The sequence below is a fragment of the Maribacter sp. X9 genome (genome assembly GCF_048537565.1).
Lineage (GTDB): Bacteria > Bacteroidota > Bacteroidia > Flavobacteriales > Flavobacteriaceae > Maribacter.
Window position 1 is genome coordinate 3,919,016 of the sequence record NZ_CP183215.1, and the last position, 17,789, is coordinate 3,936,804.

16 protein-coding genes are annotated in these 17,789 nt (G+C 38.6%); 7 read left to right on the forward strand and 9 right to left on the reverse strand.

Going from position 1 to position 17,789, the window contains the following annotated elements:
* Positions 1-26: 26 nt before the first annotated feature.
* Genes nqrF through ACNR9Q_RS16770 form a run of 6 tightly spaced genes read right to left on the reverse strand, consistent with a single transcriptional unit; the run spans position 27 to position 6,153 of the window.
* On the reverse strand, positions 27-1,334 hold the full coding sequence (nqrF, locus tag ACNR9Q_RS16745; protein ID WP_419212369.1) for an NADH:ubiquinone reductase (Na(+)-transporting) subunit F: 1,308 nt from the start codon (positions 1,332-1,334) through the stop codon (positions 27-29).
* Positions 1,335-1,336: 2 nt separating this feature from the next.
* On the reverse strand, positions 1,337-2,104 hold the full coding sequence (nqrE, locus tag ACNR9Q_RS16750) for an NADH:ubiquinone reductase (Na(+)-transporting) subunit E (RefSeq protein WP_419212370.1): 768 nt from the start codon (positions 2,102-2,104) through the stop codon (positions 1,337-1,339).
* A gap of 25 nt (positions 2,105-2,129) precedes the next feature.
* Positions 2,130-2,777, reverse strand: coding sequence for an NADH:ubiquinone reductase (Na(+)-transporting) subunit D (locus ACNR9Q_RS16755; RefSeq protein ID WP_419212371.1), 648 nt, complete (start codon positions 2,775-2,777; stop codon positions 2,130-2,132).
* 5 nt (positions 2,778-2,782) lie between these two features.
* The gene (locus tag ACNR9Q_RS16760; protein WP_419212372.1) at positions 2,783-3,532 is read right to left on the reverse strand and encodes a Na(+)-translocating NADH-quinone reductase subunit C; all 750 of its coding nucleotides are present in this window, start codon (positions 3,530-3,532) and stop codon (positions 2,783-2,785) included.
* Positions 3,533-3,534: 2 nt separating this feature from the next.
* Positions 3,535-4,797: an NADH:ubiquinone reductase (Na(+)-transporting) subunit B gene (locus tag ACNR9Q_RS16765; protein ID WP_419212373.1), complete on the reverse strand. Its 1,263-nt coding sequence runs from the start codon at positions 4,795-4,797 to the stop codon at positions 3,535-3,537.
* Between the two features lie 3 nt (positions 4,798-4,800).
* Positions 4,801-6,153, reverse strand: a complete 1,353-nt coding sequence (locus ACNR9Q_RS16770; protein ID WP_419212374.1) for a Na(+)-translocating NADH-quinone reductase subunit A — start codon at positions 6,151-6,153, stop codon at positions 4,801-4,803.
* A gap of 152 nt (positions 6,154-6,305) precedes the next feature.
* On the opposite strand from ACNR9Q_RS16770, the gene ACNR9Q_RS16775 reads away from it, so the two are divergent.
* The 5 genes from ACNR9Q_RS16775 (at position 6,306) to ACNR9Q_RS16795 (ending at position 11,428) form a co-directional block, all read left to right on the forward strand.
* Positions 6,306-7,547: a DUF5103 domain-containing protein gene (locus ACNR9Q_RS16775; protein ID WP_419212375.1), complete on the forward strand. Its 1,242-nt coding sequence runs from the start codon at positions 6,306-6,308 to the stop codon at positions 7,545-7,547.
* Between the two features lie 26 nt (positions 7,548-7,573).
* Complete coding sequence (locus ACNR9Q_RS16780; protein WP_419212376.1) at positions 7,574-8,698, forward strand: DUF3667 domain-containing protein; 1,125 nt, start codon at positions 7,574-7,576, stop codon at positions 8,696-8,698.
* Between the two features lie 7 nt (positions 8,699-8,705).
* Positions 8,706-9,092 (forward strand): Co2+/Mg2+ efflux protein ApaG, encoded by a 387-nt coding sequence (gene apaG, locus ACNR9Q_RS16785; protein WP_419214296.1) that lies wholly within the window; start codon positions 8,706-8,708, stop codon positions 9,090-9,092.
* Positions 9,093-9,172: 80 nt separating this feature from the next.
* Positions 9,173-10,801, forward strand: coding sequence for an L-glutamate gamma-semialdehyde dehydrogenase (gene pruA, locus ACNR9Q_RS16790; protein ID WP_419212377.1), 1,629 nt, complete (start codon positions 9,173-9,175; stop codon positions 10,799-10,801).
* A gap of 114 nt (positions 10,802-10,915) precedes the next feature.
* Positions 10,916-11,428: a DinB family protein gene (locus tag ACNR9Q_RS16795; RefSeq protein WP_419212378.1), complete on the forward strand. Its 513-nt coding sequence runs from the start codon at positions 10,916-10,918 to the stop codon at positions 11,426-11,428.
* A 318-nt stretch (positions 11,429-11,746) separates the two neighbouring features.
* Here ACNR9Q_RS16795 and rsmG read toward each other — a convergent pair whose 3' ends face one another.
* Entirely contained in the window at positions 11,747-12,382 is a 636-nt protein-coding gene (gene rsmG, locus ACNR9Q_RS16800) for a 16S rRNA (guanine(527)-N(7))-methyltransferase RsmG (RefSeq protein ID WP_419212379.1), read from the reverse strand.
* Between the two features lie 119 nt (positions 12,383-12,501).
* Between rsmG and ACNR9Q_RS16805 the strand changes: the two genes are divergently transcribed.
* Together ACNR9Q_RS16805 and ACNR9Q_RS16810 are read left to right on the forward strand one after the other, a co-directional pair.
* The gene (locus tag ACNR9Q_RS16805; RefSeq protein ID WP_419212380.1) at positions 12,502-13,602 is read left to right on the forward strand and encodes a fatty acid desaturase family protein; all 1,101 of its coding nucleotides are present in this window, start codon (positions 12,502-12,504) and stop codon (positions 13,600-13,602) included.
* Between the two features lie 14 nt (positions 13,603-13,616).
* A complete protein-coding gene (locus ACNR9Q_RS16810; RefSeq protein WP_419212381.1) occupies positions 13,617-14,807 on the forward strand; it encodes a pyridoxal phosphate-dependent aminotransferase in 1,191 nt (396 codons plus the stop codon).
* Positions 14,808-14,885: 78 nt separating this feature from the next.
* On the opposite strand, the gene ACNR9Q_RS16815 is transcribed toward ACNR9Q_RS16810, so the two are convergent.
* A complete protein-coding gene (locus ACNR9Q_RS16815; RefSeq protein WP_419212382.1) occupies positions 14,886-16,379 on the reverse strand; it encodes a TrkH family potassium uptake protein in 1,494 nt (497 codons plus the stop codon).
* A 1-nt stretch (position 16,380) separates the two neighbouring features.
* Entirely contained in the window at positions 16,381-17,730 is a 1,350-nt protein-coding gene (gene trkA, locus ACNR9Q_RS16820) for a Trk system potassium transporter TrkA (protein WP_419212383.1), read from the reverse strand.
* Positions 17,731-17,789 lie beyond the last annotated feature (59 nt).

Genomic DNA, 17,789 nt, shown 5'->3' on the forward strand with positions numbered 1-17,789 from the left:
ATTAATATTAAATTTTAGGCCATTACTTATCCCCCAAAATCATCAAAACGTATATGCTCATCTGGGATACCAAAATCCTCTCCCATTTTTTGCACCGCCTTGTTCATTAGTGGTGGTCCACAGAAATACAGTTCAATATCCTCAGGAGACTCGTGCAGACTCAAATAATTGTCGATAACACAATTATGAATGAAACCAACAAAACCATCTCCAGGAGCGTCTATGTTCTCTTTTACTTTCCAGTTATCAACTTCCAAGGGTTCAGAAAGTGCCAAATAGAATCTAAAATTCGGAAAATCCTTTTCCAATTGCTTAAAGTGATCAATATAGAAAAGCTCACGTTTTGATCGGCCTCCATACCAGTAAGATACTTTTCGATCCGTTTTTAAAGTTTTGAAAAGGTGGTACAAATGAGAACGCATTGGTGCCATGCCTGCTCCACCGCCAACATATAACATTTCAGCATCAGACTCATTGATGAAAAACTCTCCGTAAGGTCCTGAGATAGTAACATCGTCACCCTTTTTAAGATTAAAAATATACGAGGATGCAACACCTGGATTTACATCCATCCAACCATTTTTTGAGCGATCCCAAGGTGGAGTTGCAATACGAACATTCAACATGATCTCTCTACCTTCTGCAGGAAAAGATGCCATTGAATAAGCTCTTTCTACCGTCTCAGGATTTTTCATGACTAAAGGCCACAAATTAAACTTATCCCATTCTTCTTGAAACTTATCGGGTGTTTCATGCTCTTCTGGGTGGGCGGTAATATCAATATCTGCATATTTTACCTCGCACCGTGGTATTTCAATTTGAATATAGCCACCCGCCTTGTAGTTCATGTCCTCAGGAATTTCAACTACAAATTCTTTAATAAAAGAAGCCACATTGTAATTACGTACTACTTTAGCTGGCCATTTTTTAATTCCGAATACTTCTTCAGGAATGGTAATTTCCATATCCTGCTTCACCTTAACCTGACAGGCCAAACGTGCCCCTTGGTTCAATTCCTTTTTAGAAAAGTGCGGTGTTTCCGTTGGTAGCGCCTCACCACCTCCTGAGAGCACATGGCATTCACATTGAATGCAGGTTCCACCACCACCACACGCTGATGGCAAAAATACTTTTTGATTCCCTAGAGTGGACAACAATGACCCTCCAGAGGCTACTTCTATTTTCTTCTCTCCGTTAATAGTTATGGTCACAGGACCTGAAGGAGAAAGCTTTTCTTTTGTAAATAACAACAAAGCAACCAACACCATCAATAAAATTAGAAAGGAAACTACGGTTATTAAAATAGTCCCACCTGTACTTGCAGCTAAAATCATTTCTATTTGTTTACAGTATTAAACGAGACTTCTTTTTCATCAATCTCTTTCTTATTTTTCTCTACCAACTCATCTGTGGTGTCAATCGGATTTTCCTCAACTTTTTGGCTGCTCATCTCTTTAGCTGCCTCTGCCGCTTCATCACCTCCGCCTCCGGTCAACATTCCACCAAAACTCATAAATCCGATAGCCATCAGACCTGTAATGATAAAAGTTATACCCAACCCCCTTAACGGAGCCGGAACATTCGAATAGCGAATCTTTTCACGAATTGCCGCAATGGCCAAAATTGCCAAAAACCAACCGATACCCGACGCTAGACCATAATTAAAAGCAAGTCCCAAGGTCTGGATATCCCTTGATTGCATAAACAAAGAACCTCCTAAAATTGCACAGTTTACGGCAATTAAAGGCAAGAAAATACCTAAGGAGTTATACAATGAAGGAGAAAATTTTTCCACCACGATTTCTACCAATTGAACCATAGTGGCAATAGTAGCAATGAAAAGGATAAATGATAGAAAGCTTAGGTTGTATTCTGCATATTCAGGACCTAGCCAAGCTAATGCCCCGTCCCTTAGTAGATATTGATCCAATAACCAGTTCAAAGGAACCGTTACCGCTAAAACAAATATAACCGCGGCACCTAAACCTACCGCCGTCGTTACTTTTTTAGATACAGCCAAATAAGAGCACATCCCCAAGAATGTGGCAAAAACCATATTGTCTATGAATATGGACTTAAAAAATAATTCTAAATGTTCTAACATATTTTTATCTTCTTGGTACGACTACTTAATTCTCTTCTTGTAATACTGGGTTTCGTGAACGTTGTACCCAGATAATTATCCCCACTACAATCAACGCCATCGGTGAAAGCAACATAAACCCATTATTTTCATACCCAATTGCATATAAGCCCGTTTTAGCGATAGGATCACCTAAAATTTTAAAGCCCAATAAGGTACCAGACCCCAATAATTCCCTGAAAAAACCAATGATGATTAATATCAATCCATAACCGGCAGCATTTCCAATGCCATCTAAAAATGAACGCCATGGTCCATTTGCCAAAGCAAAAGCCTCAAAACGTCCCATAATAATACAATTGGTAATAATCAATCCAACGAAAACCGAAAGTGTTTTACTCAAATCATAGGCAAAAGCCTTTAAGAATTGATCCACAATGATTACCAACGCCGCTACAACGACCAATTGGACAATAATCCGAATTTTAGATGGAATAATATTTCGCATCAACGAAATGACTACGTTACCCATAGCCAAAACGAACATTACCGAAAATGCCATTACAATAGAAGCTTTTAGCTCTGCAGTAATAGCAAGTGCAGAACAAATACCCAGCACTTGAATAGTTATTGGGTTATTATCGGTCAACGGATCTAAAATTAACCCCGTATCTTTCTTAGAAAGTAATCCCATAATTCTTATTTTACTTCAATTGTTTTTAAATAACCTTTATAAAGATTCATTGTTTCAGAAATCATTGCGGAAACCCCATTACCGGTAATCGTTGCACCGGCCAATGCATCAACCTTATTATCTTCTTTTCGCTCATTCAAGGGATCATTATTGCCTTTAGCAACGGTAACGCCTTCAAATTTGGTACCTGACAAGATGCTTTCGCCCTTAAAATCATCCATAAAATAACGCTGCTTTATGTTAGCTCCCAACCCAGGTGTTTCCCCTTTATGATCAAAGTAAACCCCTTGAACGGTCATGGTATCGTCTAAGGCGATAAAACCCCAAATCGCATCCCATAAACCCTTACCGTACATAGGTATGATATAAAATGTTTTTCCATCCTTTTCCCCAATGAACAAAGGAAGTTTTGGGGTACCACCTTTCTGTGCAATAGCAAGTTGCTGTTTCATATTTATAAGATAAGCCTCGTTGTCGGGTGTTACCTTATCACCTTCAATGATCACTTGCTCCTTTATATATTTAGTGAATTCTTGCTCTACCTTATCAGCAGGAATAAAATTAACACTTCCCTCATCCACATTTTCATTCACGCCCATAGCGTACAGAATGTTCTGTTGTTTCTCAAAGCGTTCATTTTCATTAATCTTACCACTAAGACTTGAAGCAGTAAATGCCAATACGGAACCTACGACTACCACCATTACCGCAGCAAAAACTACGGTGTACATATTTTTATCTGTATTTATTGCCATGATTAAACTGTTTGTGCTTTAAGTTCTTCTGCCTTACCTTCTGAATCTTTTGGATAAATAGTGGCAGTCTTCAATCGTTTCATTCTCTTCTTGATATTTCCACGTACAACATAATGATCAATAGTGGGCGCGAAGACGTTCATCAATAAAATGGCCAAAAACACTCCTTCGGGATAGGCCGGGTTAAACACCCGTATCATTACTGAAATAAACCCTATGAAAAATCCATAGAACCATTTGCCTTTATTAGTTTGCGAACCCGTTACTGGATCGGTTGCCATATACACGATTCCAAAGGCCAGACCTCCCACGATCAAATGTTTCCAAAATTCGAAACTCATTAAACCATAGAATTTACTGGACTCACCAATCCATCCAAAATCCACTACTTGATTAAATATAAGACCCATGACCAATGCTCCGATAACAGCACTTAACATAATTCTCCAACTAGCAATTTTAGAAAAGATCAAAAACAATCCTCCAAGTATTATTAAAAAAGTAGAGGTCTCCCCTACAGAACCGGGAATAAATCCAAAGAACATATCAGACACAGAGTAAGCCAAATCACCTCCTTGATTTTGTGCCAAAGAACCTAAAATAGTTTCACCTGAGATGGCATCTGGACCTCCAGCGCGTTCTACCGCCCCATAAACCCAAACTTTATCACCACTCATCCAAGTAGGATAGGCAAAAAACAAAAATGCTCTAATGGTCAATGCCGGGTTAAGGATATTCATTCCTGTACCCCCAAATACTTCTTTTCCAATCACAACACCGAAAACCACGGCAACGGCCAACATCCAAAGCGGTGTATCTATAGGAATAATCAACGGAACCAACATACCTGTGACCAGATACCCTTCTTCAACCTCATGCCCTTTGATTACGGCGAATATAAATTCAACCAACAGACCAACGCCATAAGAGACCACCACCAAGGGCAATACTTTTATAATACCGATCCAGAAATTATCCCAAGTCAAAAAATCGCGCATTACCGAGAAATCAGAAGGAAAACCGTTAATAGCGGAGTAATGCTGGTACCCGGCGTTAAACATGGAGAACAACAATACCGGAACCAACGCCATGATTACCGTATTCATGGTTCGCTTTAAATCATCGGCAGACTTGACGTGCGTACCACCTGCATGGGTCGTTTCATCTGGGGTAAACAAAAAAGTATGAAAGGCATTAAAGGCAGGAGCCATCTTTTTATCCTGATACTTCAGTTTAAGTTCGTGTAATTTGCTTTTTAAACTCATTTCTTATCCTATTTCTTTTTGCAATAAATCCAATCCCTCCCTAATAATCTTTTGGTGCGGCTGTTTGGAAATACATATAAACTCAGTTAATGAAAAATCTTCAGGTGCCACTTCATATAAACCCAACTGCTCCATTTCATCCAAGTCCTTTACCATACACGCTTTCAACAATTGCATCGGAAAGATATCCATCGGAAAAACCTCTTCATATTGACCGGTCACCACGAAAGCTCTATGCTCACCATTGGTATTTGTGTCCAAATCGTATTTTTTATTAGGGCTTAACCAAGAGAAGGTAAGTGCTCTTGTAGCTGAAATTTTATCGAAGACAGGTTTGTTCCATCCGAACAACTCATAATCATCACCTTCGGGAATAACCGAAACTGTATTGTTGTAATAACCCAAATAACCATCTGGCTTACTTTTCGTACCGGTTAACACATCACCGTTGATAACCCTGAAATTCTCCTCGTTTACACCACTTGCATACAAAAAAGTTGAAATTTCGGCCCCTATTTTGGTCGTGTAATATTTAGGCGATTTTACAGACGATCCGGCAAGAGCCACTAGACGTTCTGCATTAAACTCTCCCGTTAACAGATATTCTCCGATAATAATTAAATCTTGCGGAGAAACGACCCAAACTATCTCCCCTTTATTGATAGGATCCAACTTATTAATTTGCGTTCCTACCAAACCAGCAGGATGCGGACCAGAAACGGTATGCAGTTCAATTCCTTTCAAAGAAGCCAATGGCGATTTACTGGATGAACCGACCGAAACATGCACTTTACCGGGAGTTAATTTCAACAAGGCGTCAATAGCCGCCTGTAATTCCTTTTCCTTTCCTTGCAAAACATAATCCAACGCTGCCTGAAGAGGCCCACTGGAATAACCGGAAATGAATATCGATTTCGGATTGGTATCGGGATTTGCAATCACATCGTAGGGACGTTGCTTTATGAACGGCCAACAACCTCCTTTTAACAAGATGGCTTTAATCTCATCTTTAGAAGCCTTATCAATATCCAAAATAGCGGACTTAGCGGCAACCTGAGTTTTATCGGCTAAAATTTTCAAGGTCAAAATACGTCTTCTATCCCCTCTTTCGATTTCTATCAATTCACCGCTCACTGGGGAAACAAAGAACATATTCTCTACATTCTTATTATAAAACAAAGGCTCTCCAGCTTTCACCTCCGCCCCTTGTTTAACCATCATTTTTGGTGTAATTCCGTGAAAATCACTAAGCTGTATAGCGTAAACATTACTTAAAACAGCCTTTGAAGTCGTCTGTTCTGCGGCACCCACAAGGTTAATGTTGAGCCCTTTTTTAATTCGAATGTCTTTAGACATGTGCGTGTAGACCTTTAGGTTAACAAAATTTGAGCAAATTTAAGTACAAAAACTTCGTTTTCATAATTATTAACCTATAATTTCAGCATTACAACGAGGTATATTTTTCAGGCATCGTTTTTGTTTACCTTTACCCAAAAAAAAGCTACCTAATGCGTATTTTCATTAAACATTTCATATGCCTTTTTTTGCTGCAAAACCTAGCGGCACAGGTACAAGAAGAGATCAATCCACCTGAACATATAAAATCCATTATTTTCAAGGGCCCAACCCAGGACCAGTTTCCCGTAATCAAAATCGGAGAACCTATTTACTTGGAATTTGATGATCTTTTAGCCAACGAACAAGACTATTATTACAAAATAACCCATTGTGATTATGACTGGAACAAATCCTCCTTATTAAAATCACAATATTTAGATGGAATAGACAACCAACGTATTACAAACTATGCCAATAGCTACACCACTTTAGAAACATATTCCAACTACCAATTGTCTTTGCCCAATGACAACGTTCGACTTAAAGTAAGCGGAAATTATCTTATTGAGGTTTACAATAGCAGTTATGAGCTACAATTTTCACGCCGCTTCATAGTTTATAACGATCTGGTAAATGTGAGTGCCTCCATTAAACGTTCTAGGGATTTTAATTTTCTAAATGAAAAACAAGTAGTTCAATTCAAGATAAAGTCGCCCAACCTAAGACTGATCAACCCAAAGAAAGAGGTAAAAGTAGCTATTCTTCAAAATTACTATTGGCCTACCGCCCTTTACAATATTGCCCCACAATATACCTTGGGAGACGAACTTGTCTATAAATACGATAAGGAAACCTCCTTTTTTGGAGGAAATGAATTCCTCCTATTCGATACCAGTGACCTCAGAGCACCGACCTCTCAGATTTCAAGCATTGAGCTAACGGACCTTTACAATCATTATCTATTTGCCGATGATTTCAGAAACGATAAGCCTTATACCTATTTCCCTGATATCAATGGTGATTTTGTCATCAGAACATTGCAAGGGGACAATGCTTCAAGGGAAGCTGAGTATACGAATGTTCATTTTAGCCTTCCCTATACCGAATTCATAGCCTTAGACGATGTTTACATTTTTGGGAAGTTCAATAATTATGCTCTTTCGGACGATAATAAAATGACCTATAACGAGAAAAATGGTATGATGGAAGCAACCTTGAAAATGAAACAAGGCTTTTACAACTACAAGTATGTTCTAAAAGACGGTGATACCATAAAATTAAATGCCGTTGGAGGTAATTTCCATTTCACAGAAAACAACTACCTTATCTTGGTCTATTATCGCAACTTCGGCGATATGTACGACAGTATTATAGGAGTGGGATCCGCAAATTCACGAAATATTACCAACTAAGTGTATCTTTACGTTTTTCATAGCTTATGGAAAACAGACCGACCATTAAAACCACCGGCCGATACGGTCTACAATACCGAGGGGTAAAGTGCCTTAACTGTGGCCACCCTTTAGATTTAAGTGATAAATATTGCCCAAATTGCTCCCAAGCCAATAGCATAAAAAAATTAACCATAAGGGACTTCTTTGAAGAATTCTTCTCAAACGTGTTCTCTTATGACTCTAAGCTATTCCAAACTTTGGCCGCTTTACTATTAAAACCTGGAAAAATCACCAAAGCTTACATTTCAGGTAAACGTCTATCCTACACCAATCCGTTCCGTTTTCTTTTGAGCCTGGCCATTATCTACTTTTTAATGATGGAATACAACAGCGAGTTCGACACATGGAATAAATTTGGCTCGGAGAATCAAGCCACCGCTTTTAACATTAAAAACGAACTGAATAAAATAGAGTTTGAAAATGAAAGCGAAAGAAAGGAAGCATTAGCGGCATTAGACTCCATAAAATTTAACGAGTTCATTGGAAATCGACTAAGCGAAAGAGATTCGTCCATACTTTCTAATCCAAAGAAATATTTTCAAAAGATCAAAGGAAATGGTTTTTTTGAGCGCTATGGCAGTAAACTTGAATTTTTCAAAACGGTCATTAAAAAAGACACTGCTTATAATTTCGAAACCAGTGTTGCTAAATATGGAATTCCCCAGATTAGTGAAAATAAAATCACCTATAGGCTTGCACATAGTTTGGTTGAAATCGAAAAACGACCGGGAACTTTCATCAGTACCATTCTAGCAAAATTACCCTTTGCCACTTTTTTCTTCCTACCCTTCTTTTCGATGTTCATTTGGCTGGTATATATCAGAAAAAAATATACTTATACCGATCATTTGATCTTTAGCTTTCACAATCAATCGCTATTGTTTATCTTGCTCATTGTTAGCTATTTGGTCAATGCCATATTCAATATAGAAACTGATGGATTATTTCTTTTAATTTTCGCATTCTATCTTTATAAGGCAATGAGAAATTTCTACCAACAAGGAAGAGTTAAAACCATTATAAAATATGTTTTCCTAAACACTATTTTTTTTATTTTAGGATGTATAGGAATAATCATAGTAATCGCTGCAAGCGTATTTACCTATTAAAAAGATGATGATAACACAGGTTACTAAAGGCATAAAGATTTCGGTACAAACCAGTTTTGAAGGAACTTTCTTTAAAAACTATAAGATGCATTATGCGTTCGGCTATACCATAACGATAGAGAACCAAAGTAAGGATGCCGTTCAGTTAACTTCCCGTCATTGGAAAATTTATGACTCCCTTAACGACATGGAAACCTTAGATGGCGAAGGCGTTATAGGAAAAAAGCCCGTAATACAACCAGGAGATTCGCATACCTATAACTCAGGATGTCTTTTAACGTCACCCATCGGGGCCATGAAAGGTTTCTACAATATGGTCAATTTTAGCAACTCCGATAAATTCAGGGTTTATATTCCCACATTTAAATTTAGTGCTCCCTTTGCTTTGAACTAATCCCATTTAATTCTCCATTTGTTTTAAGTCCAATCCCCTTTTAGTACCTTTGGTCAACTTTTTAATTTAAAATTTTGACAATGGGTAAAGGTTTTTTTCAAGTTCCAACAGCATTTAACGAACCAATAAAAAGTTATGCACCTGGCTCCTCGGAAAGAGAGGCCGTTCTGGAACAATACAAAGCATATTTCAACAACGAGATAGATATTCCTATGTACATAGGTTCAAAGGAAGTACGTACCGGGAACACCAAACCCATGTCACCCCCCCATGACCACAAGCATATCGTAGGTACTTATCATGTTGCCGATAAAGGCAACGTACAATCGGCGATCGACAACTGTTTGGAATCTAGGACCGCGTGGGCCAACTTAACTTGGGAACAACGTGCGGCCATCTTCTTAAAAGCCGCCGAACTTATTGCAGGGCCCTATAGAGCAAAAATCAATGCGGCCACGATGATCGCACAATCTAAAAATATTCATCAGGCTGAAATAGATGCCGCTTGTGAATTAATTGATTTCTTGCGTTTCAATGTGGAATACATGTCTCAAATTTATGAAGAACAACCTGACTCCGCAGAAGGTATTTGGAACCGAGTTGAATATAGACCTTTAGAAGGATTTGTATATGCAGTAACTCCATTCAACTTTACCGCCATTGCAGGAAACCTTCCGGCAAGTGCAGCCATGATGGGCAATGTTGTGATTTGGAAACCAAGTGACAGCCAAATATTTTCTGCAAAAGTTATTGTAGATATATTCAAAGAAGCCGGTTTACCCGATGGTGTTATCAACGTAGTTTATGGAGATCCGGTTATGATTACCGATACAGTTTTGGCCAGTGCTGATTTTGCGGGAATCCATTTTACTGGGTCCACCCACGTGTTCAAGGAATTATGGAAACAAATAGGAAATAATATCCACACCTATAAAACCTATCCGAAAATAGTAGGTGAAACAGGGGGTAAAGATTTCATTCTGGCGCATCCCACCGCAAATACGAAACAAGTAGCCACAGCTATTTCAAGGGGTGCTTTTGAATTTCAAGGTCAAAAATGCAGTGCTGCATCAAGAGTATATTTACCAAAATCTACCTCAAAGGAGATTTTAGAATACGTTAAACAAGACATTGCTTCGTTCAACAAACCTGGATCACCTGAGGATATGTCAAATTTCATCACCGCAGTAATTCACGAAGGTTCCTTTGACAAACTGGTAAAATATATCGACCAGGCCAAGGAAGATAAAAATGCGGAAATTTATGCAGGAGGCGGTTATGATAAATCTAAAGGATATTTCGTAGAACCTACCGTAATCGTAACAACAGATCCTAAATACACTACGATGGAGACCGAACTTTTCGGACCTGTAGTGACCATATATGTTTATGAAGATACCGATTGGAGCAAAACCCTGGAATTAGTGGACAGCACTTCTGAATACGCGTTAACAGGAGCTGTTTTAGCCAAGGATAGATATGCTATTGACGAAGCGACTAAAGCTCTTCAGAATTGCGCAGGTAACTTCTATATCAATGATAAGCCTACGGGAGCCGTGGTCGGTCAACAACCTTTTGGTGGTGCACGGGCTTCAGGAACCAATGATAAGGCTGGATCTGCCCAAAACCTATTGCGTTGGGTTTCGCCAAGGCTAATTAAGGAAACATTTGTAACGCCTACGGATTATAGATATCCTTTTTTAGGATAAACAACTTTAAAAGGCTGAATTTAGATTCAGCCTTTTTTTTTGATTATTTTTTAAATAAAAATGAGGTTTATCACAATAAATTTCTAAATTTAATTCCACCTTAAAACACTAATTATGAAAAAGTTACTACTTGCGGTAATCATTTTATCCGGATGCGTTCTGCACGCACAGGAAGAATTAGCACAAACTACTATTAAAGCGGTGTTAACAGGGAATCAATCACAGGTAATTCAGCTTGCAGAAGCTTTTCCAGAAGACAAATACGATTGGCGACCTTCTGAAGGAGTGAATTCCGTTGGGGAAGCCCTACTCCATGTTGCTGGGGCAAATTACTTTCTAGCCTCTAAATTGGGTTTTGCCCCGCCAGAAGATGTTGATGTGATGGCGATAGGCAAAATCACCGGAAAAGAAAATATTATTTCGGCCCTTAAAAAATCTAACGAATTCGTTCTTGACAAAATTACCATGGTTGACGACGGAGATTTAAACGAAGAAGTAGATTTCGGATTTATGAAAATGAATAAATTAGGAGGACTTCTAGCAATTATGGAACACAACGGAGAGCACAAAGGCCAATTAATTGCTTATGCTCGATCTAATGGCGTAGTCCCTCCATGGAGTAAATAAACCACCTAAACATCTCTTTTAAAGCCCTTAACCAAAACAGGTTAAGGGCTTTTCAATATGGGAGAATCAAAATTTAAAATCAATTTAACACAATATTCAATGTAAATTTAACGTTAACTAATTGTAAATTAAAAGTAATTTTACCACCTTTGTAACTCACTTTAAATTAATTACTTATGAATATCCAAGTACTGAAGCTTCATATGGCCTGTATACACATTCACTTTTGGAACGCCCTAAAAGAGTTTGCAAAAAAATATAAGCAGGCTTATTATCGATCTCTTAGTCTTTAAAGACACAACATTTCGTCCCTTAATTTTATCCTTTGTATTTAAGCGGTAGGTATACCAATTTCTTGGTCTCAAAAAAATCCTCTTTGAAGTAATCGGTAAGCTCAAAAATTTCGGCCGTCTTATAGTCTTTCAATTCCTCTTGTAGATCACCCCCTTTTAAGTAGAGTATCCCGTTTCGTCTTTCGTGAACCGATTCCTTTTTTATCTTCCCCTTGACCCAATAAACAAAGGTCGGCATGGCAGCCACAGCCCTACTTACGATAAAATCGAATTGTCCTGGTATTTCCTCTACGCGGGCATTAACTGTTTTTACATTCGTTAGTTCAAGCCCATCGACCACTTCATCGACTACCTTTATTTTTTTACCTATAGAATCTACCAAGGTGAAATTGACATGCGGAAATAAAATCGCTAACGGAATTCCTGGAAAACCACCTCCCGTTCCTACATCAACAATATTAGCACCATCTTTAAAATCGATAAACTTCCCTATTGCTAACGAGTGCAGTACATGACGTAGATAAATCTCTTCTATATCCTTTCGGGAAACCACATTTATTTTTTGGTTCCAATCCTTATAGAGCTCTTCGAGCTTGCTAAATTGTTTTTTCTGATTTTCGGATAAATTGGGAAAATATTCAAATATGGTTTCAGCAGTCATGCGTATCTTTGAAATTATATAAAATTTGTAAATTCACTTTTGCAAAGATTTCGTTTTTAATTAAGCTATCAAACTATTGGCGTTTCAATTACGTTATATTAAGTAAAGATTACCACAATATGGAACAAAAAACCGTACGATTTTCAAGAACGGATTCCGCAAAGTTCTTCAAAACTTTGAATGGAAGGGTTAATGAATATTTCAAGAACAATCAATTAAAGAAAACAGGCAATTGGAAACTACATGTGAAGACCATTGTGATGTTCACCTTATTTCTAGCACCTTATTTTTTAATACTGACCCTAGGTTTACCAAATTGGGCAAATGTTCTTCTGACAATTGTCATGGGCATTGGTATGGCCGGGGTAGGTATGAACGTAATGCACGATGGCAACCATGGCGCATATTCCCATAAAAAATGGGTCAATAAAATTATGGGTAGCAGTATTTATATTTTAGCTGGCAACGTATATAACTGGCAGGTTCAACATAATGTGCTGCACCATACCTATACCAACATCCATGAGCACGATGAAGATATGGAAGCAGGGCGTATCCTACGTTTTTCCAAACATGCCGAATGGAAGAAACACCACAGATTTCAGCACTTTTATTCGGTTCTGCTTTACGGACTACTTACCTTTAATTGGGCAATTACCACAGATTTTCAACAAATGTACCGGTATATGAAGCGTAAACTATCTTACGGAAAATTACCAAGCGCTACCATGAATTGGAGCACCTTGATCATCACGAAAATATTGTACCTCACCATTTGGATCGTATTACCCATGCTCATTTTAGATATTGCATGGTGGAAAATTTTGATCGGATTCTTTTTAATGCATTATGTAGCCGGTGTAATCTTAAGTGTCGTATTTCAATTGGCACACATCGTTAACGATGCCGATACCCCACTACCCGATGAATCTGGAACCATGAAAAATACCTGGGCGATTCACCAACTATTCACGACCGTTAATTTTGGCACAAAAAACAAGGTTGTAAATTGGTTTACGGGTGGGTTGAACCACCAAGTGGAACATCATATTTTCCCTAATATCAGCCATGTGCATTACACAAAAATTTCGAAAATTGTGAAACAAACGGCACAGGAATTTAATTTGCCGTATCACGAGTATAAAACTACTAGAAAAGCTATAATTTCGCACTTCAAACATTTAAAGGAATTAGGCAAAGAGCCTACATTACAGTACTAGAAATTACAGCACCTATGAGCAATCAACTTTCGGATAGGATAAATAGTGTTACGCCGTCCGCTACATTAGAAATGGCCGCAAAGGCCCGTGAATTAAGAGCATTAGGAAAAGATATTATCGGTTTAAGTTTGGGAGAGCCAGACTTTAACACGCCTGATTATATTAAAGAGGCAGCGATACAAGCCATTAAAGATGATTACAATGCCTACACTCCAGTAGATGGTTATGTGGAATTGAAAAAGGCGATTATCACTAAATTCAAACGGGATAATAACATCAGCTATGAGCCATCACAAATCGTTGTTTCCACTGGAGCAAAGCAGTCCTTATACAATGTGGCCCAAGTCATACTTAACAAAGGTGACGAGGTTATTTTACCATGCCCCTACTGGGTAAGTTATAGTGATATTGTTAAATTAGCAGACGGTGTTCCCGTAGAGGTAGCAACCACCTTGGAGAACGATTTTAAGATGACACCTGCCCAATTGGAGGCAGCGATTACCCCTAAAACAAGAATGCTATGGTACAGTTCTCCTTGTAACCCAAGTGGTTCCATTTATAGCAAAGAAGAATTGCGAGCCCTTGCCGATGTCCTTAAAAAATATCCGAATATCATCGTTGTAAGTGATGAAATCTATGAACATATCAATTACGGCGTTACCGAACATGCCTCTATGGCAGCTTTCGACGATATGTATGACCGCACGGTTACCGTGAATGGTGTCGCAAAAGCTTTTGCCATGACCGGATGGAGAATTGGCTACATAGGCGCACCAGCTTACATAGCACGAGCGACCAACAAATTACAAGGTCAAGTGACCAGCGGAGCTAATTGCATCGCCCAACGTGCTGTAATCACTGCCTTGGAAGAATCGCCTGATCGTATAAAATTCATGGTCGATGAATTCAAGGAACGAAGAAAACTTATTCTAGCATTATTGAATGAAATAGACGGCTTCAAATGTAACGAGCCCGAAGGTGCTTTTTATGTGTATCCAGATGTTACTGCATATTTCGGCAAAACACTGAACGGTACTAAAATTAATAACGCATCTGATTTTTCGATGTATTTATTGGAGGCCGCCAATGTAGCGACCGTTACGGGTGATGCGTTTGGCAACGGAGACTGTATCCGTATTTCCTATGCCGCATCGGTAAAGGAAATCACGGAAGCACTTTCAAGAATCAAGGAAGCCCTTAAATAAAGTAAAACTACAACGCATAAAAAAGCCCTTTGAAATTTAGTTTTCAAAGGGCTTCTTTCATTTTAACCGTCAATTAAATTATGTTCTTTTCCAAAAATATGGCGTCAATAAAATCAATACCGTGAACAATTCCAGCCTTCCTGCCAACATTAAAAATCCGCACCACCATTTGGCCAAAACCGGCAGACTATTAAAATTACTGACAGGGTTCAAACTTCCCAATGCCGGACCAACATTGCCAAGTGAAGATGCTGCCCCACCAACGGCAGATTCAAAATCCAATCCTAAAGAACCTAGTACTAGCGCCCCAATGATAAACAACAACATATAGAGCACAAAGAACCCGATAATATTATATACGATTTTTTCCTTAACCGTCTTATTGTTATACCGCACCGGAATAATGGCATTGGCATGCAACGTCCTCTTAAATTCCAATAACCCGTTTTTGATAATCAACAAATGTCGCATAACCTTAATACCCCCCGCAGTTGAACCCGCTGAACCTCCTAGAAAGAAAAGTCCAAAAAAGAATACAGTTAGAAAGGGGGTCCATTGGGTAAAATCAGCACTTACGAATCCGGTTGTTGTAATGACCGAAATTATTTGGAAAAGTGCATGCCGAAAAGAACTTTCACCTTTTCCAAGCACCATTGGATACCCCGGGGTCAAGTCGGTAATATTCGCCTTAAAATAAACTACCAAGGAAACAATTATAGTGAAAATGATTATAAACCCGGCATAGTATTTAAACTCTTCATCTTTGATCACTTTTTGGAAACGACCTTTAAAAGCATAATAGCTGAGCACAAAATTGCTTCCAGCGAGAAACATAAAAAAGATAATGATATACTGAACCAAGGGCTGATCGTTCCAGTGTGCAACACTGGCGTTTTTAGTAGAAAAACCACCTGTAGAGAGCGTTGCCATGGCATGGTTTATCGCATCAAAAAAAGACATCCCCGCAATTTTCAAAAGTATGGTTTCAGCGACGGTATACCCGAAATAAATCAGCCAAAGTCGTTTGGCCGTGTCTGTAATTCTTGGGTGTAATTTATCGGAACTCGGACCAGGAGCTTCAGCCGAGAATAGTTGCATCCCCCCTATTCCCAATAGCGGTAAAATAGCAATGGCCAAAACAATAATCCCCATACCGCCGATCCAATGCGTAAGGCTTCTCCAAAATAGAATTCCTTCTGGCATGATTTCAATATCGTCCATGATGGAGGAACCTGTGGTAGTGTACCCCGAAACCGTTTCAAAAAACGCATTGGTGATATCTGGTATGGCTCCTGAAAACAAATAAGGTAACATTCCCGATATGGACATCACAATCCAACCAAAAGTTACAATGATATAACCTTCTTTCTGCTTTACCTCCTTTTTATGGTCCCTCGTATAAAACATCGCAAAAACACCTACGAACATTGTCGTAATAGATGCCAATGTTATACTCAATGTCGCCCCATCTCGGTAAACACCACTTATAACCGCAGCCAACAGCATGAAGCCCCCGTTACAAAGGAGCAAAAGACCCATTAAATGAAATATAATTTTTGAGTTAAGCCGCATCTTAAAGGAACATTCGTTCGATTTTCGGAATCTCAGAGGGCAGGCAACATACCACTACCCGGTCACCTTCCTTAATTTCAAATCCCCCTAAAGCAATGTATCCAACACCATCACGCACCACACCGCCAATAGTGGCAGCTTTAGGAAAATCCAATTCACGGATTATCGCTCCCGTAACTTTAGAATTCTTTTTTACGATAAATTCTAAAATTTCGGCATTCAAATTATTCAAGCGCATTAAGGCAACGACCTCCCCTTTTCTAATATGTCTGAAAATATTATTCGCGGCCAAAAGCTTTTTATTGATCAAGGTATCTATACCAATGGAATGGGAGAGCTGAAAATAATCCATGTTCTCAACCAAGGCAATCGTTTTTTTGATAAACTTTGACTTTGCAACCAAACACGACATGATATTTGTCTCAGAATTACCCGTTACCGCAATAAAGGCATCCATCGATTCTAGACTTTCTTCCTCCAATAATTCAACGTTTCTACCATCGCCATTAATCACCAGAGCATTAGGCAATTCATCGGCCAAGTCAAAAGCTTTCTCCTTGTTCTTTTCTATAAGTTTTACATTGAATTTATTGGCACAAAGATCTCTAGCGGTTTTATACCCCACCTTACTACCGCCCAATATCATCACATTCTTTATTTCGGCCTTCTTTTTTCCTGTAAGCTTATAAAGTTCATCAACGCCTTCTTTTACGGTAATGAAATAAACCTGGTCGCCTTCTTTGAACAAGGTATCTCCTCTTGGTATTACCGTATATTGAGTACCCATACGTTGTAAGGCAATGGGCATAAAGTGTAATTCTGGAAATATTTTAGCAGCTTCCTTCACCATTTTCCCTACAAAAGGAGCTGATTTCAATAGGGAAACGCCGACCATAATTAGCTCTCCTTCCTCGAATTCATAGGTATCATTGAAAGCCGATTTGTTGAGCAGCAATTGAATTTCGGTGGCAGCCAGTGCTTCTGGAGATATCAATTCATCAATTCCTAAATCTGAGAATTTCACTAAATCCTTATTATGTATAAATTCTGTATTCGAAATTCGGGCAATCGTACGTTTGCAGCCCAACTGCTTGGCCAACATACACAAAGTTATATTTGTCGTTTCGGATGAAGTCACTCCAATCACTAAGTCAGAATCCTGAACTTGGGCATCTATCAATAATGCAATAGAGGTAGCGTCACCTTTTAAGACCCGTATGTCCAAATGGTTGTCTGCATAGGCAAGACTTTCCTTATTACTATCGATTAAAGTAATATCTTGAGATTCATAGGATAGTAATTTTGCCAAATGAAACCCTACTTCACCGGCACCTGCAATTATAATTTTCATTTACTTTTTTAGACCGCTCACCATCAGAAAATTAAAAGAAGTTTTACTTTGAATCGGTG